Source organism: Halomarina salina (assembly GCF_023074835.1).
GTDB classification, from domain to species: domain Archaea; phylum Halobacteriota; class Halobacteria; order Halobacteriales; family Haloarculaceae; genus Halomarina; species Halomarina salina.
In genome coordinates, this window is the sequence record NZ_JALLGW010000001.1 from 1773565 (window position 1) to 1795526 (window position 21962).

Sequence of the window (21962 nt, forward strand, 5' to 3'; positions counted from 1 at the left end):
TACCCCGCTCATCGTCTCAGAACTCCGAGAGCGACCCCTGTCGGGTGTCGCCCTCCTGGTTCGTCGCCGCTCGGTCGGCGACGGTCGACTCCACCCGGTCGGTCGCGGCGATAGCGTCGTAGACGTGCGCCAGCATCCGCACGTCGTCCTCGCAGTAGTTGCGGTGACGCTCCCAGTCGGGTTCGGGACCGCCGTCCATCCACGCGCGGTAGCGCCGGGCCGTCTCCGCGCCGGTCAGACCCGTCCCGTGACCCTCGTAACCGAGCGCTCCCGCGACGGCTTCGAGCTTGTTCGTCCGCCCCGGCAACACCGCGTTCCCCTCGTCGCGCGCCCACTGGAGCAGGTCGCACTTCGACGCGCGACGCCAGACGTCGCGGCGTTCGGGGTGGTGGGCCTCGACGTGTTCGTCCAGCACGGGGAAGTCGAACCCCCACCCGTTCCACGCGACGAGCGTCCCGTCGACTCCCGAGAGCCAGTCGAGGAATCCGCCGAGCATCGCGGGTGCGTCGTCGGGGTCCCGCGCGAGGAACGACCGGTAGTCGTCGCGGTACTGGACGCCGACCTGCCAGACGACGCTCGGGCGCAGGCCGTCCGTCTCGATGTCGAGGAAGACGGGGTCTGCAGGGAGCGGCGCGTCGCCCGTCCGCAGCAGTTCGCCGCGTTCGAGCGCCCGTGCGGACCGGACGGCGGTCTCGGCGCTCGAACGCCCGAACCCGTCGAGGTCGGCGAGTTCGTGGGGCGGCGTCTCGGCCAGCGTCTCGCGGTCGTAGCCCGCTTGCGAGAGGGCGGCGGCGCGACTGTCGCCGACGCCGGAGAGCGCGCGCAGGGCCAGGCGGTCGGTGCGCACCTCGTCGACGGCGACGGTCCCGTCGGGGTGGAGTGCGAGGACCGGGACGGCCGGTGCGCCCTGCGTCTCGACGGGCGCGACGCCCTGCACGTCGAGGCCGTCCCACTCGCGGCGGTAGTCGGCGGGGACGTACCCGGCGAGGTGGACGGTCGGTGATCGCTGCTCGCCATCGTCGTCACCCAGCGCCTCCCGGTAGGCGGCCGCGCCGTCGAGGCGGGTGTCGAGCGCCATCGGGTCCGTCTCGACGGAGAGGAGGGTCGAGGCGAGGAACGCGGTGTGGCCGCTGTCGTCGGCTTCTCCGAACGCGGCGCCCGACGTCACGGCTCGAACGTGGTCCAGCGTCTCGCAGACGGCCAGCGTCACGTCGCCGAGGACGTGGACCTCGCCCTCGGGCGTGAGGATGGGGACGTCGCTGCCCGGCGGCCGGAACCGACCCGGCGCGTAGACGGGGTCGGGGACGAGCACCGCGTCGGGGTCCGCGTACGCGTGGAGGTCCGCCAGTTCCGCGGGCGAGAGGCGGCCCGCGAGCGCGGACGGCAGTGCGAGGACGGTCGCCGGGCGAGGCATCTACGCGTGGAAGGAGTCGGAGGCACAAGAATCGCGCGACCGCTCCGGTCGCGCGCTCGGTGGTCGCCTGGTCGGTCGCGTCGACGTCCTCAGGCCGACGCGTTCGCGGTGGCGGTGCCGTTCGCGGAGACGCCGGCCGCGCCGCTCTCGGCTCCGTCGGTGGTTCCGTTCCCGAGACCGCCCGACTGCTCACGGGCCTCGTCGAGCCAGTCGGGTTCTTCCACTGTCGTGTTCCCCACGTCGGTGATGCGGACGTCGACCCGCTGAGTGGCGGACTGTCCCCCGGATTCGACGCCGAGTGTGAACGACGACTGCCGGACGGTCCCGTCGTTCGTCACCAGCAAGGTGGCGTCGTACCGGGTGACGGTCACCCCGCTGCTGGCGAACACCGAGTCGGCCAGCGTCTCGTTCCCCGTGGCGACGAACCGCGTCAGCGTCTCGCCGTCCTGCGTCGTCGTCCCGTTCCGGGTCCAGTCCGTCGCGGTCGCGAGCGACGACGTCGCGTTCAGCGGGACGAACTGCTCGCCGCCGAGCGAGGGGGTCATCGGCCCACCACCGCTGGCGTCGATGTACTGGTACCGCGCGTCCTCGCCCTGTCCGATGCGGACGAACGTCGCCTCGTCGGTGCCGTACACCGTCTGCTCGTTCGACACGGACCGGTTCCCGCTCCGCTGGTCGGCCGAGCCGGTCAGGAGCGTCCGGTTCGCGTCGAGGTCGACTGCGACGCGCTGGCGCTGGTCGGTCGTCGCTCCCTCGCCCGTCGACGAGTTCTGCGTGAGCACGACCGTGAACGACCCCGCCTCGCGGAGGTTCGACGCGTGGTCGGCGGCGAGTGCGCTGGTGTTCAGCGACTCCCCCTCGCCGTAGGTGTCGTCCCCGCCGCCGCCGAGGCCGGGCACGCTCGAACAGCCGGCGAGGACCGTCAGTAGACAGAGCAGTACCGTCGCGCCGCGTGCGAGTTCCATCTCGTCTCTACCGACTGCCGCCCGGCGAAAACAGTCTTCGGTCCGTCCCCGAAACGCGGTCGTCCCTGCGCCAGTTCCGGCTCCGGGTGGCTCAGAGGAGGCGACGGAGCTTCACCACGGCCGAGAGCGCGCTGGCGTACCACTCGCCGGGGAGCCACGACGGCGGTGCGATGGGACCGATGCGCGAGACGGCGACGGTCTGGCGTTCGGTGTACTTGCGGATACCCTCGGGGCCGTGTCGGCTGCCGACGCCGGAGTGCTTCCGACCGCCCATCGGCGCGTCGGCGGCCCCGAGCGTCGAGATGTAGGGGTCGTTGACGCTGACGGTCCCCGCCTCGACGCGTTCGGCGACGTCCCGGCCCCGGTCGTGGTCCTCGGTGAAGACGCAGGCGTTGAGGCCGAACTCGGTGTCGTTGGCGCGTTCGATGGCCTCGCGGTCCGAGCCGACCGGGTAGACGGCGACGACGGGACCGAACGTCTCCTCGCGGAACAGGTCCATGTCGGGCGTCACGTCGGTGAGAACGGTCGGTTCGAACGCGTAGGGGGCGACGTCGGGGCGGTGCTGGCCCCCGGTCTGGATCGTCGCGCCCTTCTCGCGGGCGTCCTCGACGTGTGCCCGCACGCTGTCGAGTTGCTCCTCGGAGGCCAGCGACCCGACGTCCACGTCGAGGCTCGCGTCCGTCCCGAGCGTGAGTCGCTCGGTGGCGACGACGAGTCGCTCGACGAACTCGTCGTACAGGGACTCGTGGACGTAGACGCGCTCGGGAGCCACACAGAGCTGTCCGGCGTTCGAGAAACAGCCAGCGACGGCACCCCGGACGGCGGTGCCGACGTCGGCGTCGTCGAGGACGAGCATCGGGTTCTTCCCGCCCAGTTCGAGCGAGCACGGGACGAGGTTGCGCCCGGCCTGCTCGGCGACGGCGCGGCCCGTCTCGACGCCGCCCGTGAACCCGACGTAGTCGCTCCCCGCGACGAGCGACTCGCCCGCCTCGGCTCCCCCGGTGACGACCTGGCAGACGTCCGACGGCAGGCCGGCCTCGCGGAGCAGTTCGACCGCCCGGAGCGCGACGAACGGCGTGTGCTCGTCCGGTTTCAGGACGACGCTGTTGCCCGCGATCAGTGCGGGTATCGCGTCCGAGACGGAGAGCGTGAGCGGGTAGTTCCACGGCGAGATGATGCCCACGACGCCGCGCGGGTGGTAGTTCACGCGCGTCGGCGTAAGCGGTCCGAGCGCGCCCTCGCGCCGGTCGGGGGCGAGCGCGCGGTCCGCTCCCGCGTAGTACTCGCAGGCCGAGGCGACGTCGAGCAGTTCCTCCAGTCCGGTCCGGCGGGCCTTCCCGCCCTCCAGCTGGAGCAGGTCGAGGAGGTCCTCGCGCTCGTCCCAGACGAGTTCCGCGAACCGCTCGACGACGGCGACGCGGTCGGCCAGCGGTCTGTCGGCCCACTCGTGCTGTGCGGTGCGAGCGTGTCGAATCGCGAGGTCGGTGTCGTCGGCCGTACACATCGGGACGCTCCCGACGGGGTCGCCGGTGAACGGTGCTTCGACCGTGACCGACTCCCGGTCGCCGTCCGCGCGGGTGACGAGCGTCGCGAGTCGCTCCAGTCGCTCGTCGTCGAACCGAGTCGCGCTGTCGAGTCCTGCCATGGTACACACTGCGGTCGCGACTCGCTTACCGTTGCTGCCGGCCGGGTGGTTATTTGTAAATGGAACGTCATCGAACCCTCAATGTGTAGCGCCATCGACGTCGGTCGAGAGGGGGGGACGAGTCCGGTCGACGGTGAGTCCACGTGTCGCGTCGTGTCGGCCTCGAACGGCGAGCCGTGGACGCCGTCATCGCGGCTCACACTTGGTCCGACGGCCGGTGGTCGCCAGCGTGCTCCGCGAACCTTCGGGGGCCACGCCGCACGATGACGCTCTACGACCTCTCACACACCATCGAGCCGGGGATGCCGACGTACCCCGGCGACCCGGTCATCGAGATGTACCCGAACGCGACCCACGCGGAGGAAGGGTTCCGCCTCACCGCCTTCGGTCTCAGCACGCACACCGGGACGCACGTCGACGCGCCGGTCCACGTCGAACCAGACGGAAAACCGCTCTCGGCGTTCCCCATCGACCGGTTCCACTACGACGCGCGACTGGTCCACTGCGACGTCGGGAGCGAGGAGGTCATCACGCCCGACCACCTCCCCGAGGACGAGGACGACGTGGACCTCTACGTGTTCGAGACGGGGTGGAGCGACCACTGGGGCGACATCGTCTACTTCGAGCACCCGTACCTCGGCCCCGAGTGTGCGAAGGTCTGTGCCGAACGAGAGGTGGACGTCGCGGTCGACTGCCCGAGCGTCGACCCGGTCGGTGGCGACCTGCTGGCACACCACGAACTGTTCCGCGAGGAGCGACTCGTCATCGAGAACGTCGTCAATCTCACCGACCTGCCCGACCGGTTCACGGTCCACGCCTACCCGCTCCCGCTCGACGACGCCGACGGTGCACCGGCGCGCGTCGTCGCGGAAGTGAACTGAGAGGGGCCGAGCGGAAACAGCGCGGCGTCACGCACCTGCCACGCTCAGGCGTCGAGCGGCAGTTCCACGTCGAGTTGTCGCAGGAGTTCGCCCATCTCGACCATCGAGACGGCCTCCACGATCTCCCCGTCGCGGACCCGGCGCTGGTGGAACCCGTCGACGCTGATGCGGTTCCCGGTCGGTTCGATGCCCCGGAACGTCCCATCGTGCGTACCGTACAGCGTCACGTGGGCGGTCACGGTGTCGTCCTCGACGACCTCGCTGTTGATGTCGACGTTCAGGTCGGGGAACGCCGTGTTCCACTCGCGGTAGATGTCCTCGATGTCCTCGCGGCTGGCGACCGGTTCGTCCGACCCCGTCCGTCGGATGCCGACGACCACGTCCTCCGCGTAGAGGTCGTCGACCACGCCGACGTTGCCGCGCTCGAACAGTTCGGTGATCTCGTAGCGGACGAGTTCCTTGCTGGTGAAGTTCTGGATACCTGTCATGGGAACGTCCTCCCTTACGTGTCGTTGGGGCGGCGACGAAATAGCTACTCGGGTGGTTTCGGAGGTGTGGTCGAAATTGTCCGGGGTGTCAACAGACATCGCCACGTAGCTCGTTTATTTCGTGGCAAAAGTTGCTGATTCAGCTGATAGACTCAGAGCGTGAGTATTACAGTAGCCGTCCTCCTCCTGCTATTAAACGGCATGAGCCACCAAGGGTTTCCGACTGGCCCTTCGATATGGAAGTCAAGGGACCACGAATCCGAACTGTGTATCCGTCTCTCCGTGCCGGAGGCGATGGATGCCGGTCGTCGTGTCACCGTGACATGGTTCATTCGCGTGGCGTCACGCGGGGTACATCGTACAGTATCACGCGTCCCCCAGACGGTCCACCACCCATGACATTCACACACCTCGTCGCGCCAGCCCGCGACCCGACGCACCGAACCGGTTCGGCCGGTGGAGACGACGGCCCCAGTCTCACCGACGAGGAGACGAAACTCGTCTGTGAGTTCACCGTCGATGCCGAGGACTTCGTCCTCGCCGAGACGGTCGAACGCGTCCCCGAGAAGACGCTGGAGTTCGAACAGTTCGTCCCGACCGGCGAGCACCTGCTGCCGTATCTGTGGGCGACCGACCACGACATGAGCGAGTTCGAAGCGGCCGCAGCGGATGACCCGAGCGTCGCGTCACTCCGGCGGGTCGGCATGTTCGACGACGGCGCACTCTACCGCGTCCAGTGGTCAGACGAGGCCGACCAGCTTCTCACGTGGATTCGAGAGCGCGACGTGGTCGTCCTCCAAGCTGAGACGTCCGGGAGAGACTGGTTGCTCAAGATTCGCGTCGATTGCCGAGACGACCTCAGTGACCTCCAGACATTCTGTCGGGACCGTGATATCGCATTCACCGTCGAGCGACTCTACGAACTAACCCAGCCGAAGATGGGCCAGTTCAACGTCTCGGAGAAACAACGTGAGTGCCTGCTCGCAGCCAAGGAGATGGGCTTTTTCGAGATACCCCGCGCGTCGACGCTCGAAGACGTCGCCGACCGACTCGGTATCTCCACGCGGGCGGCCTCCGAACGCCTCCGGCGTGGGCAGACGAACCTTCTCAACAACACCCTGACTATCGGTGAACCCACTGGTATCGGCGTTGGCGAAAATACATGAAATAATGAGATTACAGGTTGTACTGTTGATATAAAGGGTTCTGCTCATGATGCCTGCACTGTAACCCCCATGGTCAACCAAGTCCTGCTATGGCACTCAGGGAGCCGATGGAACACGGGGAGCCGGAGGAGACTCACCAGAGCGAGAGCGAGGACGTCATCGTACAGGTGCGTATCCCATGTGAGGACTTCGCGCTGGCGGAGACGCTCTCGCAGTTTCCCGAGGTGACTGTCAGTAGCGGGGCCGTCGCCGGAGGGGGCGGTGGGGTGTTGCCACTGCTCTGGATAGACGCCCCGGACCACGACCGGCTTGAGACAGCACTCCGGGAAGATTCGACGACGACGGGCGTGGCGCGCCTCACGACCCATGGCGAGGAGCACCTCTATCGCCTCTCGTGGACCCCTACTGTCGCGCTCGTCGTGGAGATGCTCACGTTGAAGCAAGCGACGATACTTGACGTCTCAGCGACCCACGAGGGGTGGCGAATGCGCGTGCTGTATCGGTCACAGCGGCCCCTCAGAGACGCGATGGACTGTTGTGAACAGCACCACGTGGGCGTCAGCGTTCAGTCGATTCATCAGTCAGCTGGCGACTCGTCCGGGCAGTTCGGCCTGACGACCGAACAGTACCAGTCGTTGAAGTTAGCGTTCGAAGCGGGTTACTTCAGCATTCCCCGGGAGACGAACCTGGAGGATATCGCAGAGATGCAGGACATCTCGCATCAGGCGTTGTCCGAGCGACTCCGCCGCGGCACGGAGACGCTCATGGAACAGGCGCTGTTCTGCGACGGGAAGCGTGCACAGAACTGTCTCTAACCAATCTCAAATCCGTCATGCCCGAACAACTCACCGTCAAGTGCACGGATTGTGGGACTGTCTACAGTGCTCGCAAGGAGAGCGGCCAGTTCGTCCTCACAGCGGGATTTAGTAGCTGTTCGTGTGGAAGTCAGTCGTTCGTCGAGTATCCGCGCGGAAAACGAACAGGCGTTCCCTAATCAAGGTCTGGACCGGCCCCTCCGCTACGAGTCGGTACTAATAGTGGTCGAGGGTGACGACTGATACACTCGCGGCACGAGTCTATCAATACCAGCAATCGACGTGCCCGTGACCTGTCGTGCTGACATCGTCCTTGACCTGTCACGAGCTCCAAGCATCGAAATGAGGATCGAATGCGAATCACCCACTGCGACGTTCGAGCGACTACCGCGGCGTGGAGGCACCTCCACGAAGACCGGGTTCCGACGGTTTATCACCGAGGACGGGCCAGTCGTGAACGTGACCGACGCCCCCCGGACCGTCGCCCGCGACTCGCTCGACGCGCGGTGGAGCGACTGGTTCCCGTTCGACCCGTATCCCCAGCAGGCCGACGGCGTCGAGCGCGCGCTGGCCGCGATGCGCGACGGGGGCTTTCTCGCACTCGAGGGCGCCTGCGGGACCGGCAAGACGCTCATCGCCCTCGCCGCCGGGCTGCAGGCCGTCGAGGAGGACGTCGGCGAGCGAGTGTTCGCCGTCACGCCCGTCAAACAGCAACTGAAGCAGTTCGTCGCGGAGGTGCGCGCCATCAATGCTGGCCGAACGGACGGCGAACCGCCCGTCGACGGCCTCGTCGTGGTCGGGAAACGCGACCTGCTCCCGTACGCCCGGACGGACGCGCTCCCCGGCACGAAGAGCACGCACGACGCGGCCGGCGACCTCCGGGAGACCACGGTGAGCCTCGTCCACCGCGAGTCGACGCACGCGCTGGACGTCGCACCGGGAGCCCTCGACGGGCGCATCAACGTCTGTGCGGCCAGCGACTGCGACACGCTGTCGTACTCGGAGCCGCGCTGTCCCGACCACCGCGAGGAGCGCGACGAGGACGCGCCGTGGTACGACCCCGTCCGTGCGGAGGCGCTCTGCTCGCTCGTCGAGTCGATGAACGGCGACCGGCTGGAGACGGCGGGCGTCAGCGCCCCGTACCCCGACGAACCGCCCCACACTCGCGACGTACTGGACATCTACGACGCCGAGGAACTGCCGGCTGGCGACGCGGGGTACTTCGACCCGTTCTTCTCGCGGTTCCTCGCCGACGAGGGGTGGCCCGGCGTCGACTTCTCGGCGGGCGAACAGAACGTGCTCGACCCCGAGGCGCTCGTCGCCGCCGCCGTCCAGCGAGGCACCTGCCCCCACGAGTGTCTCGCCGCGCTGATGCCCGAGGCTGACGTCCTCGTCGGCAACTACAACCACGCGTTCGACCCCATCACGCGGCAACTCACCGCCGAGAAGGCGGGCGTCCTCGACGGCGACACGCTCCTCGTCGTCGACGAGGCGCACATGCTCGAAGAGCGGGTCCGGGACCTGCTGTCGGAGACCTGCTCGCTCCACGCGCTCCGGACCGCCCACCGCGACCTCGCGCTGGCCCGCGAGTACCTCTCGGGCAACGGCGGCGAGCCGGGTTCGGATTCGGGCGCACACCAGCGCCACGCCCGCCAGACGCTCGCCGAGTTCGACAGCGTCGACGAGCGCGACCTGGCGTTCGCCCAGTCCGTCCTGGAGTGGGCCGCCGCGACCGTCGACGACGAGGTGAGCGAGTTTCTGGGGAGCGAGTTCGGCGACTGGTCCCGCCAGTTCGCGGAGGGGTCGCTCCCGGAAGAGGACCACGAGCTACCGCTGCGCGACCCCGAGTCGGTCGAGACCGACCGGTTCACCGACCGCGCGCTCTCGGAGTTCCCCGACGACGTCTGGACGCGCGTCCGCGACGCCTGCTACGTCGCCGGGCAGGTCCACGAGAACGACGGACAGACCGACCGCACGCCCACAGCACCGACCGTCGGCCGGTTCGTCCACCAGTGGGGCGTCCTCGACCACGCGACCTACTTCCGCGAGATAGAACTGGAGTACTCCGAGAAGGCCGTCACGGACACGACGCTCCCGGAGTGGGCGGAGGCGTTCAACGCCTCGCTCGTCCTCTTCAACTGCATCCCGCGGGACCCACTCGCCCGCGTCCTCGACGACCTGGCGGGTGGCGTCCTGATGTCCGCCACGCTCGAACCGTTCGACGTGTTCGAGCGGGTCAGCGGCCTCGAACTGCTGAGCGAGGGCCGCGAGGAGGGCGATGGAGGGGAGGACCGTCCACCTCGACGTGTCGAGGACGCGACGTACGGCCTCGGCTTCCCGCCCGAGAACCGCGCGTCGTGGGTCCTCGACCTCCCGGCGTTCACCTACCGGAACCGCGGCCCGCCCGTCACCGACTACGAGGAGATGACCCGCGTTCGCCAGAGCTACGCGAGCGCGCTCGTCACCGCCGCGCGCTCACACGGGAACGTCCTCGTCTGTATGCCCTCCTACCGCGAGGCCGAGTGGGCCGTCGACTACCTCCGCGAAGGCACCGAGAAACCCGTCTTGCGCGACCGCTCCTCCGAATCGTCGGAGACCGACGCGATGCTCGGTCGGTTCTTTCAGGACGACGACACCGACCGCGTCCTCGTGACGAGCGCGCGGGGGACGGTCACCGAGGGCGTCGACTACCACGGGGAGCGCCTCCACTGCGTCGTCGTCGTGGGTGTCCCGTACGCGAACACGTCCACCCCGAGGATGGGCGCGGTGATGAACGCCTACGACCGCGAGTTCGAGCAGGGTAGCGGCTTCGACACCGCGGTGCAGGTGCCCGCCGTCCGGAAGTCCAGACAGGCGTTCGGTCGCGTGATTCGCGGCCCGGACGAGGCGGGCGTCCGCCTGCTGTTCGACCGGCGCTACCTCCCGAACGCTCCCCGGTCCGTGAACGCGTTGCTGGGTGAGGCGGAGCGCGAGGAGTTCAGCGCGGTGAGCCCCGATATGCTGGAGTTGGCGCTAGAGCAGTTCTGGACTAGCAGGTGAGTCTGTATGGGAGACGTAGGGAGCTCTTGGGGTCGGTCGAGTGATTGTGACCTCCTCGAAAGTCCCGACCCGCTGGACTCGGGAGGCTCGCTGCGCTCCTCGGCCTTCGGCCTGCGGTGCTTGCGTCGCCTGCCTTCGCCCACCGGGTCGCCCCTTTCAGTCCATCCACTTCGGCCATCCAGCCCGGCACTCTGGGTGGACTGAAAGGGGCCGCGCTCTCGTGAGCTGAGACGAAGCAAGCACCGCAGGCCAAAGGCCGAGGAGCGCAGCGAGTCGCAAGCCACGAGAGCGCGGGGGCTTTCGAGGCGGACTCCCTAGTTCGGATAATCGCGTAACGTCCACTACACCCCGTCTTCGAACGAGTCGATGGCGTCGCGCCATGAGTCCGGGAGCGTCCGCGCCGACCCGTCCTCGTCCACCGAGACGATGACGCACGTCGCCTCGGCAGCGACCTTGTCGCCGACCGAGATACGCTGGTCCATCGTGAGACTCGACTCGCCGAGGTCGACGACGCTCGTCCCGACGGTGGCCTCGCCGTCCTCCAGCAGGATGGGCGAGCGGTAGTCGAGTTCGAGGCGGGCGATGACCATCCCGCCGTCACCGATGCCGACGCCCGCGATGCTGTCGAAGTACTCCGAGCGCGCCTGTTCGAGGTACGACGCGTAGACGGCGTTGTTGACGTGTTCGAGCGTGTCGAGGTCCCGATAGCGCACCTGGACCGAGGTTTCGAACGCGAAGTCGCTCATGGACGAAGGGCGCGGGCGACGAGCAAGGCGGTTGTGATGTTCGGTCGTCGGTTATCGTCGAGAGAGTCGTCCCGGCCCCGACCGAAACCGACCGATCCGCGGCTTCGCCGGCCCCGAGGGCCGTGTTCACGGAGGGAGAACGCTCGCGCAGTATTTTATAGGTGGACGCGCAGGTTCCATCCATGTCCTCGCCGTTCGCCATCGAATCGACGGGTCTCACGAAGCGCTACGACGACGAGGTCGCCGTCGAGGGCCTCGACCTGGCCGTTCGCCACGGGTCGGTCTACGGCTTTCTCGGCCCGAACGGGGCCGGGAAGACGACGACCATCAGGATACTGACGACGCTCCTCAGGCCCACTTCGGGCGAGGCGTCCATCGACGGCGTCCCCATCACCGACCGCGACGCGGTCCGCGAGCGCATCGGCTACCTTCCGGAGACGCCACCACTGTACCCCGAACTCACCGGGCGCGAGCAGTTGCAGTACGTCGCCGGCCTGCGCGACCTGCCGGACGAGGAGGCGACGCGCCGTATCGACGACCTGCTCCACCGGTTCGATCTGGCCGACGACGCGGACAAGCGCGTCTCGACGTACTCCAAGGGGATGAAGCAGAAGGCGGGCATCATCCAGGCCATCCTCCACGAACCGCGGGTCGTCTTCCTCGACGAACCGACGTCGGGGCTGGACCCGCGGGCGGCACGCACCGTCCGGGAGGTCATCTCGGACCTCGCCGCGGAGGACACGACGGTGTTCCTCTCGACGCACATCCTCCCGGTCGTCGACGAACTCGCCGACACCGTCGGAGTGTTGTTCAACGGTGACCTCGTCGCCGAGGGGCCGCCCCAGAAGCTGAAACAGCGCGCGGAGACGGGCGGGGAACGGACGCTGGAGGACGTGTTCCTCGAGGTGACCCAGGAGTCCGACCTGCCGACGGCGGACGCGACGGCGCGCACGGAGTCCCGATGAGCGTCGGCCACGCCGTCCTCGTCGCGCGGATGGAACTGACCTACCGCTGGCGGAAGACGACCGGACGGACGACCCAACTGGTCGCCATCGGTGTCAGCGTCCTGTTCGGGGCGATTCCGCTCCTCGGGAGCATCGCCGTGGCGTACTTCGCCGGCGAGGGCGTCGCGAACGGTACCATCACGGAACTGGTGCCGACGGCCCGGCTGGTGGCGGGGGTGATTCCGCTGTTCGTCGTGCTCGTCACCGCCCTCCGGGTCGTCCAGACCTCCGGGTCGCCGACGAACGCCGACGGCCTCCTGACGACCGTCTCACACCGTGAAGCGGTCCTCGGCGTCCTCTTCACCGAACTGGCCGTCGTCGCCGCCCTCGCGGGCGTACCCGCCGTCGGCGTCCCCATCGCGTTCGCCGTCGGTGCGGGCGAACCGATGGCGTTCCCGTTCGTCTTCGTCACGCTGGTCCTGCTCATCCTGATGGGTGCCCTGGCGGGGTTCACGGTCGGTCTCGCTGTCCGCAACCTCATCGCCCGGTCCGAGGTCCTCGCCCGGTACAAGACGGCCATCGGTATCCTGCTGTTCGTGCTCTACTTCGTCGTCATCAGCAGCCAGCAGGCGGGGTCGGCCATCATGCCCGTCGTCGACGCCGTGAGCGCGTCGCCGCTCGGCTGGTTCGCCGACCTCGCGCTGTACGGCACCGCGCCCGATGCCGACGTGACGCGAGGGGCGGCGGCACTCGTCGTCGGCGTCGTCTCGCTGCCCGCCCTCGTCGGAGCGGCCAGCTGGCTCGCCGCCCTCCTGTGGTACTCCTCGCCGGTCCAGCCCGAAGAGGAGGCGCGCGAGACGTCGCAGATGGGGTCGCTCGGCGGTATCCCCCGACCGATGTCGCGCATCGCCAGGAAGACGTGGATTCGCGCCCGTCGCGGGCCGATGCGGCTCATCTACGTCACCTACCCGCTGTTCCTCCTGTTCCCGTTCCTCCAGGTGGCCATCGTCTCACAGGAGGTGCCGACCGAACTCCCACCGCTGCTGGTGTTCTACGGTGCGTGGGCGACCGGGGCAGCGTTCTCGCTCAACGCCATCGGCGACGAGGGGCCGGTGTTGCCGGTGACGCTCACGACGCCCGTCTCCGGGCGGACGTTCATCGGCGGGCTCTGCCTCGCCGGTGTCGTCATCGGCGTCCCCGTGACTGCGCTGCTCGCGGTCGGGCTGGGGGTGCTCAGCGGTCTCAGCCCCCTCGGACTGCTCTCCGTCGTGGTGACGGCCGTCGCACTCCCCGTCGCGGCGACGGGCATCGCCGTCGGCGCGGGCGTCCTGTTCCCCCGGATGGGCACGGTGCAGGTGACCCGCGGCGTCGAGACGACGGCTCCGAGCCTGTTCGCCTTCGGACTCTACTCGCTCGTGCTCTCCATCACCGGCATTCCGGCCACGCTGGTCGGGACGCCCATCGCCCGCGAGTTCGTCGTCGAGGCCGTCGGCTACAGCGAGAGCGCGGTCATCGCGGGTGGGCTGGCGCTGACGCTCCTGCTGGCCGGGCTCGCGGCGGTGTTCAGCTACCGCTACGCCGTTCGGACGTTCGACGAGTACTACCTCGGGTGAGGACGGTCGCCGGTCGCGCTCGGTGCTGGGGTGTGCGCTTCAGACGACGCTGTCGACGAACCCGTCCCAGGACTCGACGACGAGCGCGCCGTCGCAGGCCGTCGGGTCGCTGTACGGCTGGCGGAACAGCGCGCCCGCCTTCCCGGCGGCGAGGGCGTCGCCGACGTTCCGGTGGTAGTCGTCGACGAGCGCGTGGCCCTCCAGTTCGGCCTTGTTCCGCGGGACCGCCTCTTCGTAGCCGTCGAACGGGATACCGTGAGCCTCGAGCCACTCGCGGGTCACGTCGTGCGTCGTCGCGGGGCGGTGGGTGGCGATGTGGACCTCGTAGCCCGCCTCCCGGAGTCGAGCCAGCCCGTCGGCCGCGCCGGGGAGCGGGTCCATCCCGAGCAGGAACCACTCGGGGTGGTCGGCCATCGCGTCGTCGATGAGTTCGCCGACGTGCATGCCTACCTCGGGAACGTGGTACTGCCACTCGGTGACGGCTGCGGGGTCGAGCGCCGCGCCGTGTTCCCGGTCGACGTACTCGACGAGCCGCGGCAGGTTGTCACAGAGCGTCCCGTCGACGTCGACGAGGATGCGCGCTCCGTCGGGGAGGTTCATGGCGGGAGACAGGACCGCGCGGAAAAATAGTCGTCGCTGTGGCAGGGGAGGCTCGCTCGTCGGCCGACGGAGGCCCGTGTCGGCCGTCCCGACGACGGCCCGTCGACTCAGAACCGGGCGACGATGTCGTCGAGGCAGCCCGACTCCTCGTAGTAGTACGAGTAGGGGCGAGCACGAAAATAATTATTGTTAAGACCCTTGTCCCCGTAGAGAACGTATGGGAACACGCTCTATCAGCGTTTCAGACGATATCCAAGAGGAATGGGAGGACTTCGTCGAGGAGAACGAAGCGTATCCCAATGTCTCCCACCTTGTGCGGGTTGCCGTGCGTCAGTTTATCGAGACTGGAGGGGAACTGAGTGGTCCTGGGCAAGGGACTTCGTCCGAACAGGTGGTGGAGTCTGTGGAAGTGGACATGGGTTCGCTCGAAGAACGGATGTCACGACTAGAGGGGTCCTTGTCGCGTCAAACAGAGATGCTGTCTGTCATCGTTGAACGGGCAGACCTAGAGGTGGCAGACCCCTCATTGGAGGCGGAGATACTTGAGCTCATTCCGACGATACCGAAGCAAGAGTGGAAGCGGTATACGGGTGCTCGGGTGAGTGAGATTGGTGGTCTCAACGAGCGAGCCCGGGAAGGGTTTCGGGAGAGGGAGGATATCTCTGCAGTCCCTCTGTTAGCGAAGCGTCTCGGTGTTGATGAGGAGGCCATCAAGGAGACGGTGAATCGGCTCGTCCGCGACGAGGACCGCATCGGGGTCGAACCGAGAGGTGGGGTGCATTTCGTATTCCAGAGGTTGGGCCAATGAACGTCGAACAGGCACTGAGAGACTGGCTGTCCGACGCCTCGGGGAAGACGAATAGCCACACGTACGGCAACTATCAGAGCCATGGCGGGAAGTTCGCGGGCTACCTGGTCAACAAATGCGACGTCGAAGCCATCTCGGACGCGACACGAGGGGACCTAGACAACTTTTTCGGTCACCTGCTGGACAAAGAGAATTTCTCCCCGGAGACGCTGCCCATCTACCTCCAGGGGATTCGGACTTGGTTTGACCACCTCTCAGACGAAGGCATCTGCGACGACATCACTGAGGGGTACGACATCTACGAAGAGTACGGGTCTCGTGGCGTAACGCAGCAAACAACTCGAAAGGCGCGTGCGACAAAGGCGAAAGGGGGTGTCGTCTGGGCACACCCGAACGAGGTCACCCAGATGCTCGAACACGTGCCAGAGACGTATGAATGGCGTAATAAACTGGTTGTGAGGCTTCTGGCAGAGACTGGCCTTCGGCGGGGGGAGCTCGCCGACGTATCTCTGAGCGACGTCGACCACGATGGACGTTCCATCACAGTCCTGACCCTCAAACGCGAGGACAGTATCGCCCGTACGGTGTACTACTCAGCTCGTACGCAAGAGTTGATGGACTACTGGGTCAACCGCCGTCGACAGGATATGGGTGGCGCTGACAACTCCGAATACCTGTTTCCGACGCATCAGAGTGGTCGAATGGCCGACCGGACAGTCGCGGACATCGTCGTCCAATCAGCTAAGAACGCGGGCATCCAATCTGTGATGTTCAGGGACGCGATGGACCGACCGAGACATCGACTGACCCCACACTCACTGCGTCACGGTTTTGCCGTCTCGTGCGTTCTATCGGGCGTTCGTGACGGGTTCGATTTCGGCAGCCAGATTGACCTTCGCACGCTGTCCACTCTCATGGGTCATAAGTCGACGGACACGACGGTTCGTTACTTGAAAGTCCGTGACGAATTTTTCCGCGAACAGGCTGAGAGCTGCGCTCCAAGGTTCTGAGCGACTCTGGCACTTCTTACCACATTCCTGATTTTCTAGATAATTGACAAGTAGTCGCGCCACGTACGTTCGAACGGTGATTCAGTAATGGACGACATCGACTGGTATCGGAACGGAGTCGGCAGCCAGACACAAACCACAGACCCGTCCGTCACGTCTCGGTTCTTCGACGTCGAGGACGTACCGGACGACCTCGTTGAGGATATCATCAGACACGTCGTGGTGCGGTGCATCTGCCCTGATTGCGGGGATACGTCGTTTTACTATTCGCCGCGTTTAGGCCACCGTGTCCCGGCTGACTGCCAGGGTGGGTGCGGTACCCAACTACACGTCGACTGATTGATTCGCTGACCTATCGCGCGTCTTCGCACTTCGCGCAGCTGCAGTCGACAGCGATGTGCGGGCAGCCGTGGTTGTGGACGACCCTGTCTGGCTCGCATAAGAATTCGGCGTCGCACTTTGTGCAGCGCGACACGGGCCATGTTTGGCCGTGGATGTTGCGTTTTCCTGTTTCGATGCAATCGGTTGGGTCAGTGCTTGCTGACATGCATCGATTCAGACACCACCACCCTATTGGTGTTTGGTGCGTATGGTTCGGCGGGAAATTATCTACTGTTTTCGTCAGTCGTCGTCGTCGGTCAGTCCGAACCGTTCCGCGACGTCGATTGTGGCCTGTGCGCGCTCGACCTTCTCCTCTGCCCTCTGGCGGTAATCATCGACCGTGTGCGGGCTGATGTCCATCGTCTCGGCCGTCAGTTGTCGTGCGTTATACTCGCCAGAGAAATCATCCATGTGGTACAGCACCCGTTCTTCTTGGTCCGATAAGAACGTGTCTTCCACCTGGGCGTCCAGCGCTTTCCCCAGCCACAAACCCATATCATCCACCCTAGAACTGTGGATGAAGTCAGTCATTTGGGGGTTGCCGGGGTCGTTCCCTTTTGGCGTCATCAGCTTGATTCCGCCGCCAGCAAGATTGCCGACAATGATGACGCGTCGGTCCGTGCATCGCGGCGAATACTTCCGACCGTGTGCTCTGGCACCCACACAGTACGCTCTGGCCTCCTCTTCGTCGAGGATGTCGCTGGTGTCTTCGCCGAACTCGTCGACGAGTTTCGCGTGCAGCTTGTCGACGCGGTCTTTCACGCGGTCTTCCATCTTTTGCTCGAACGCCTCGTCCTCGTCTGCGGTTTCGTTCTCGTTCATCGCGATTTATCCAAACACCCTACCCCCTATAGGTTTGCCGGGGCACCAAATGCCCCGAACTTAAGACTACGTCCAAATGTCAATCTGGTAGGTAGCTGCCTTGAGACTACGCCGAACGTAGTCTTAAGTCAAATGGGATGCCGTCGAATACGTCGATAATGTATCACCGGCGAATTGCGAAAATATCTCGCGCGCGGTGGTCAGAGTAGTCCCGCGCGGTCCATCATCTCGGCCGCGAGGTCGTCTGGCTCTCGGCCCAGATAGTTGCTCTCGAACGTACCCCTGTCAGACCATCCACCCCATCGCATGATGACGTCCGCCGCGTAGTGCGCGTCGAGTCTGAAGAACGTGTGCGTGGCCCAGGTACGGCGCAGGTCGTGCGGCCGTACGTGTCGCCAGTCGTCGTCCCCGGTCTCTTTGGCCAGCGCTTCCGCGGCGGTCTTGACCCATCGTCGCACGGTTCGCGGATGGACGTCGATGATGGGTTCGCCCTGGCGCAGACCCTTGGTTTTGCTCATCGTCACGGCGTTCAATCTGGTTTGACTGCTGACGGGGCACTCGCGATACCCAGTCTTCCCTTCTCGAATCCTGACTTTGAACGCTTCAGTCTCGGCGTCGAGCTGGCGGAAGTCCTGGCGAGCGACGCGTGTGGTCTCCTCGCCCCTGAATCCATCCAACATCAACTCGATGGCGAGCTTGCGGTCTGGCTCTTCGCTCCAAAAATCGACTATCTGTTCCTGTTCCTCGGACGAGAGCCAGCAGCGATAGCCGTCCTCTGTTGGCATCGGTTCAATCTGCATTGGAATCACCATCAGAGAGCGTAGAACGCTTCTGGAGAGCACGCCAACGTCGGTCTAACGGCCATCCTTGACGTCGGTGACTCGACCATACCTGATACAGGTCATCTGTCATCTCAATCTCTCCTGGGACACCATCTGTCCCCAGACAATCGTCGATGCGGTCGAGTACGTCCCGCCAGTCAGGGTGTTCGCCTTGAAGGATTTCTCCGGTGATGGTGACCTTGACCACCGTTAGCTTGTAGTCTCTCATCGCTCATCACCCATTATGTCGTACGAGCGCTCTGTCCTACCATTCCCCTTACCCGAATGACCCATCGTGACCAGTGGATGGGAGGTGTATTTGACCATGAACTCGTGAGCCTCCTGGTAGCACTCTTCGACTCTCTGTTCCTCCTCAACGACTACGGTGCAGCGCAGCGTTCGGCCACACCCGAAGTCATCATTCCCGGGGACGTCCTCCCCGCACTCGAACGAGTCGGCGTCGAGGTGATTCAGTCGCGTCCATGTCCCGCAGACGGGGCACTCCGCGCCGAATTCAGACCCCTCGACCTCGCTCATCTCTCATCACCTGCACGTACGAGTCCCAGTTCGAATCGGGACTGACAGAACACATTGATACACGCGTATTCGCCCGAGTCCAGACTGGTGATGTGGTATCCACAGTCCGGGCAGTCGGGGATGTGTTCGTCGTAGCACGAATCCAGGAATTTCATCATGTACGCCTCTGGAAGGTCCTCTCGGATGACTTCGTCTGCCGTTGAGTTACTGCGACGAACCATATCGGGCGGATAGATGATATCATCCCAGGCGTCCTCCAGGGGATACGGTGCGTCATCGGGCCACAGTTCGCGGATGCGTTCAACGTGGTCCTCTTCCTCTTCTCCGTCGACGTCTGGTCGGTATGGATTCGGACTCATCGCTCATCACCCGTGCAGACCTCTTCGATGGACTCTGGCGGCTGGTAATCCAGTTCCTCGGTCTGGTTCTCGCGTACGGTGACGACGCCAGTCTCCTCGGCCCAGTCAGGGTTGCAATCGACCCCCCACATTACCACCACCATCCCATCTCCTGAGGAATTGTCAATATCGACGCGGCCCCACGAAACATCCTGCTCTCCCGAATAATCTACCACTGTCGGTCCTGTGACTTGTGCGACCTCGTCGCAGGTGCGTGCAGGGGTGTCGCAGTCATCTGTTGTCGGTGACAGCATCATCGCACCGATGACGACGACGAAGAGGGCTGCGGTGAGCGTTGCACCCGCAGCGACTGCGACCAGCTTCGTCTTCATATCCATGTTCTGTTCGGTTGATTCGGTCATGTCTGATTCACAGACTATAGCGTAATATCAGATGGCAAAGGTGTTGTGGGGGGTCGAATCGAGTGGAAATCAGGGGGTCGAAGCGACAGTCAAGCGCGAATCTGTCCGAGAATGGGTGTAGTATCGGACAGCCCAATCAGTCGTCACCTGGGGCAATGTTGGCCACGCCCGTTGTCGACGACACAGGGGTCAATCCATCAAGCCGTTCTTGAATCGGCGACACAAACGACCGGGGAGACACGTCGAAGAAGCGCAACCACTGCCGCACCCACAAGAGGGTAATCACGTACCATACCCATGCGCTGTGTTCGACTGGGCCTGCCGCCAGTGGCAGAGCGAACACGTTCAGCTTGACCGTTAGCAGTGTCTCGGTGACCTCGGCGATGTCGAACGCGCTCCCCTGGGTGACCACGACGATGAGCCATGAGACAGAGATGTCTGTTACCGCACCCATGACTCGCGATATACGGTCCTCACTCATCGTCATCACCTCGGTCCGTCGAGTCGATGACTCCTGTCCCGACCGGGACGAGCATCCTCTCACTAATCCGTGCCCGACACACAGCCGGTTCTACCTCACACGACACCCAATCCCCTTCTGAAGGGCACTCACTTTCTGGGAAGAGTACGTACGACGATTCCCGAGTCAGCGTGCGGACGTTCAGGAACTCCAGCACACGCGTCACCGAATCAGGGCAGCGACCATGCTGGCGCTGGATGACGACCGCACACATACCTGCCTCCATCGCTCCTCTCATCAACCGGGTGAACTGGTAGTCGTCGACCTGTTCAGGTGCGACGACCTGCATTACCTCACCCTCGACGTTACTCATCGAACCACCTCTCGTCGAGAGAGAAGCGCATACAGGGCCAGGGCAGTTGTCTTGAACGCCACCGCGGAGAGCAGCCACTCGCCCGGGGGTAGGTACGCGACAGACGCTACCAAGTGAACGGTACCTGCGACCACTGAACTCAACCAGTATTGCAGCTTGCTGAACATGTGTTTATCCAGCTATTCGAGTCATATCGGGGAGTAAAGGGCTTGTGTCGGGCTGATATTGACATCGGAGGAGCCTGTGTTCACTTTCACTCCGATACGCAGAGGTTCATGTTGGATGGCGTTTGAGTGACACTCGTGGGAAACCTGACTTCCCTAGAACTCGGAACCGGTGCATCGGTCAAAGTGGGTGACGTCGTCCTCATCCGCGAGAGGCTCAGTGATTCAGAGGATGAGGCGAATACGAAACCTGGCCCACGCGAGGTGGATGAGATATGGTTCGACGACGACGAGGTTCCATCAGGTCAAGCAATAATCTACCTGAACCACGCCACTATCGAGGACGCAGACAGACTTGCTACCTCACCGGAGACCCTCACCGACTGGCTAGAAGAAGAGAAGGCATACATCGGAACGCCCGAGTGACGGCACAGACAGCATCACGAAACCCCATCCAACACTTCTTCGACGGCTGAACCGGTCATAGGGGATTCTATGGAGGTCCCTGCCCCTCAAGAGATAAAGGGTGCCCAGGGAACGCTGTAGAACGGGTCAGCTGCCCCGGTATAACAACTAGCCTAAATGCGTGCTGCCCGACAGTCACCATCATCACCACTTAGATGAGTAACCACCAAATGCGAAACGTGTTTGTCCGAATGGCATTACAGTGCTTGTATGTCGTCTGACGACTCTTTTGAGATTGAGGAATCTCTGAAAGACGATTTGGTAGAGTTTTTTTCTGAGCCATCAAAAGAGAATCTCCCGAGACTACTCCGCCAAGACAAGGAGTATGATTACTTGGAGTTCAAACGTGAATGGCCGCATAAATCAAAGCTGGCGAAGCATATTCTAGCCTTCTCGAATTCTGGGGGTGGGATAATCGTTGTAGGCGTCGACGAAGATGACAACGGTACACCAGAGCCCGTGGGGGTCGAAGATAGTTGGGACGAAGCGAAATTTGGGAATAAAGTTGAGAATTTCATACCGGACGCAGCACGAGAATTCTATGCGCTCAGGCAATATACATATTCCAGTAGCATATACGAGGATGACGTTGCTGGATTCACCTTCCAAGTCGTACTTATCGAGGGTGCAGACTCCTCCGGCCCACTCGTTGCAACCGGGAGTAGCACGCATATTGATGAGGGGGCGATTTATGTCCGAAGAAACAGCAAGAGTGAGAACGCCAACTACGATGAACTCCAGTCGATACTGCATCGCCGTGACGAAAATGGAGTAGAGAAGTCCACTGCTGAACTTCATGAAGAGATGGAGGAGTTGAAAACGCTCTATGGGCAAATTAGTAAGAAAAAGAGAGTCATTAAGAATAACTTTTTCATCATGGACATGGTTGGTTTTAGCAGCACCAAGAAAAACAAGAACTACCCTAGCCAGACCTATGACGAATATGTCCGCGAGCTCATCGACAAGAAAAAGATTAAGATAGAACGTAGGCTTGGCGTTTCTGGACTTGATATCTAATCAGACAAACCAGATTTTCTGTTTTCCG

The 21962-nt window shown here is 64.1% G+C and carries 24 protein-coding genes; 11 read left to right on the plus strand and 13 right to left on the minus strand.

Annotated elements, in window-relative coordinates:
* Window positions 1–16 precede the first annotated feature (16 nt).
* The 3 genes from MX571_RS08940 to MX571_RS08950 form a co-directional block, all read right to left on the minus strand.
* Window positions 17–1414, minus strand: a complete 1398-nt coding sequence (locus tag MX571_RS08940) for a ribonuclease H-like domain-containing protein (protein ID WP_247415609.1) — start codon at window positions 1412–1414, stop codon at window positions 17–19.
* 89 nt (window positions 1415–1503) lie between these two features.
* On the minus strand, window positions 1504–2379 hold the full coding sequence (locus MX571_RS08945; RefSeq protein ID WP_247415610.1) for a DUF7537 family lipoprotein: 876 nt from the start codon (window positions 2377–2379) through the stop codon (window positions 1504–1506).
* Between the two features lie 91 nt (window positions 2380–2470).
* Entirely contained in the window at window positions 2471–4024 is a 1554-nt protein-coding gene (locus MX571_RS08950; RefSeq protein ID WP_247415613.1) for a succinic semialdehyde dehydrogenase, read from the minus strand.
* A 263-nt stretch (window positions 4025–4287) separates the two neighbouring features.
* Here MX571_RS08950 and MX571_RS08955 point away from each other — a divergent pair, with 263 nt between their 5' ends.
* Window positions 4288–4905: a cyclase family protein gene (locus MX571_RS08955; RefSeq protein ID WP_247415615.1), complete on the plus strand. Its 618-nt coding sequence runs from the start codon at window positions 4288–4290 to the stop codon at window positions 4903–4905.
* A gap of 44 nt (window positions 4906–4949) precedes the next feature.
* Here MX571_RS08955 and MX571_RS08960 read toward each other — a convergent pair whose 3' ends face one another.
* Window positions 4950–5393: an ester cyclase gene (locus tag MX571_RS08960; RefSeq protein ID WP_247415617.1), complete on the minus strand. Its 444-nt coding sequence runs from the start codon at window positions 5391–5393 to the stop codon at window positions 4950–4952.
* A 395-nt stretch (window positions 5394–5788) separates the two neighbouring features.
* On the opposite strand from MX571_RS08960, the gene MX571_RS08965 reads away from it, so the two are divergent.
* From MX571_RS08965 to MX571_RS08975, 3 genes are all read left to right on the plus strand, one after another.
* A complete protein-coding gene (locus MX571_RS08965; protein WP_247415618.1) occupies window positions 5789–6559 on the plus strand; it encodes a helix-turn-helix domain-containing protein in 771 nt (256 codons plus the stop codon).
* Between the two features lie 89 nt (window positions 6560–6648).
* Window positions 6649–7374, plus strand: coding sequence for a helix-turn-helix domain-containing protein (locus MX571_RS08970; protein ID WP_247415620.1), 726 nt, complete (start codon window positions 6649–6651; stop codon window positions 7372–7374).
* 459 nt (window positions 7375–7833) lie between these two features.
* Window positions 7834–10413, plus strand: coding sequence for an ATP-dependent DNA helicase (locus tag MX571_RS08975; protein WP_247415622.1), 2580 nt, complete (start codon window positions 7834–7836; stop codon window positions 10411–10413).
* A gap of 341 nt (window positions 10414–10754) precedes the next feature.
* Here MX571_RS08975 and MX571_RS08980 read toward each other — a convergent pair whose 3' ends face one another.
* Window positions 10755–11159: an acyl-CoA thioesterase gene (locus MX571_RS08980; RefSeq protein ID WP_247415624.1), complete on the minus strand. Its 405-nt coding sequence runs from the start codon at window positions 11157–11159 to the stop codon at window positions 10755–10757.
* Window positions 11160–11341: 182 nt separating this feature from the next.
* Between MX571_RS08980 and MX571_RS08985 the strand changes: the two genes are divergently transcribed.
* Window positions 11342–12124, plus strand: coding sequence for an ABC transporter ATP-binding protein (locus MX571_RS08985; RefSeq protein WP_247415627.1), 783 nt, complete (start codon window positions 11342–11344; stop codon window positions 12122–12124).
* The gene (locus MX571_RS08990) at window positions 12121–13716 is read left to right on the plus strand and encodes a hypothetical protein (RefSeq protein WP_247415629.1); all 1596 of its coding nucleotides are present in this window, start codon (window positions 12121–12123) and stop codon (window positions 13714–13716) included. The genes MX571_RS08985 and MX571_RS08990 overlap by 4 nt, the downstream gene beginning before the upstream one ends.
* A 39-nt stretch (window positions 13717–13755) precedes the next feature.
* Here the strand turns inward: MX571_RS08990 and MX571_RS08995 are convergent, their stop codons facing one another.
* Window positions 13756–14316, minus strand: a complete 561-nt coding sequence (locus MX571_RS08995; protein ID WP_247415632.1) for a 5' nucleotidase, NT5C type — start codon at window positions 14314–14316, stop codon at window positions 13756–13758.
* A 217-nt stretch (window positions 14317–14533) separates the two neighbouring features.
* Between MX571_RS08995 and MX571_RS09000 the strand changes: the two genes are divergently transcribed.
* The 3 genes from MX571_RS09000 (at window position 14534) to MX571_RS09010 (ending at window position 16473) form a co-directional block, all read left to right on the plus strand.
* The gene (locus tag MX571_RS09000) at window positions 14534–15124 is read left to right on the plus strand and encodes a hypothetical protein (protein ID WP_247415635.1); all 591 of its coding nucleotides are present in this window, start codon (window positions 14534–14536) and stop codon (window positions 15122–15124) included.
* Window positions 15121–16134: a tyrosine-type recombinase/integrase gene (locus MX571_RS09005; RefSeq protein WP_247415637.1), complete on the plus strand. Its 1014-nt coding sequence runs from the start codon at window positions 15121–15123 to the stop codon at window positions 16132–16134. Before MX571_RS09000 ends, MX571_RS09005 begins: the two co-directional genes overlap by 4 nt.
* 87 nt (window positions 16135–16221) lie before the next feature.
* A complete protein-coding gene (locus MX571_RS09010; RefSeq protein ID WP_247415640.1) occupies window positions 16222–16473 on the plus strand; it encodes a hypothetical protein in 252 nt (83 codons plus the stop codon).
* Window positions 16474–16755: 282 nt separating this feature from the next.
* Here the strand turns inward: MX571_RS09010 and MX571_RS09015 are convergent, their stop codons facing one another.
* The 7 genes from MX571_RS09015 to MX571_RS09045 all read right to left on the minus strand — a co-directional run bounded on the left by MX571_RS09015 (window position 16756) and on the right by MX571_RS09045 (window position 20288).
* Window positions 16756–17337 (minus strand): helix-turn-helix domain-containing protein, encoded by a 582-nt coding sequence (locus MX571_RS09015; RefSeq protein ID WP_247415642.1) that lies wholly within the window; start codon window positions 17335–17337, stop codon window positions 16756–16758.
* Between the two features lie 200 nt (window positions 17338–17537).
* Window positions 17538–18149 carry a tyrosine-type recombinase/integrase gene (locus tag MX571_RS09020; protein ID WP_247415644.1) on the minus strand — a complete coding sequence of 204 codons (612 nt, stop codon included), beginning with the start codon at window positions 18147–18149 and terminating at the stop codon, window positions 17538–17540.
* Window positions 18150–18383: 234 nt separating this feature from the next.
* On the minus strand, window positions 18384–18695 hold the full coding sequence (locus MX571_RS09025; protein ID WP_247415646.1) for a hypothetical protein: 312 nt from the start codon (window positions 18693–18695) through the stop codon (window positions 18384–18386).
* Window positions 18692–19054, minus strand: coding sequence for a hypothetical protein (locus MX571_RS09030; RefSeq protein ID WP_247415648.1), 363 nt, complete (start codon window positions 19052–19054; stop codon window positions 18692–18694). Before MX571_RS09030 ends, MX571_RS09025 begins: the two co-directional genes overlap by 4 nt.
* Entirely contained in the window at window positions 19051–19455 is a 405-nt protein-coding gene (locus tag MX571_RS09035) for a hypothetical protein (RefSeq protein WP_247415649.1), read from the minus strand. The genes MX571_RS09030 and MX571_RS09035 overlap by 4 nt, the downstream gene beginning before the upstream one ends.
* Window positions 19456–19591: 136 nt before the next feature.
* Entirely contained in the window at window positions 19592–19936 is a 345-nt protein-coding gene (locus MX571_RS09040) for a hypothetical protein (protein WP_247415650.1), read from the minus strand.
* Complete coding sequence (locus MX571_RS09045; RefSeq protein WP_247415652.1) at window positions 19929–20288, minus strand: hypothetical protein; 360 nt, start codon at window positions 20286–20288, stop codon at window positions 19929–19931. The genes MX571_RS09040 and MX571_RS09045 overlap by 8 nt, the downstream gene beginning before the upstream one ends.
* A 302-nt stretch (window positions 20289–20590) precedes the next feature.
* Between MX571_RS09045 and MX571_RS09050 the strand changes: the two genes are divergently transcribed.
* Complete coding sequence (locus MX571_RS09050; RefSeq protein WP_247415654.1) at window positions 20591–20878, plus strand: hypothetical protein; 288 nt, start codon at window positions 20591–20593, stop codon at window positions 20876–20878.
* 249 nt (window positions 20879–21127) lie between these two features.
* On the plus strand, window positions 21128–21934 hold the full coding sequence (locus MX571_RS09055; RefSeq protein WP_247415657.1) for an AlbA family DNA-binding domain-containing protein: 807 nt from the start codon (window positions 21128–21130) through the stop codon (window positions 21932–21934).
* The last annotated feature ends 28 nt before the right edge of the window (window positions 21935–21962 follow it).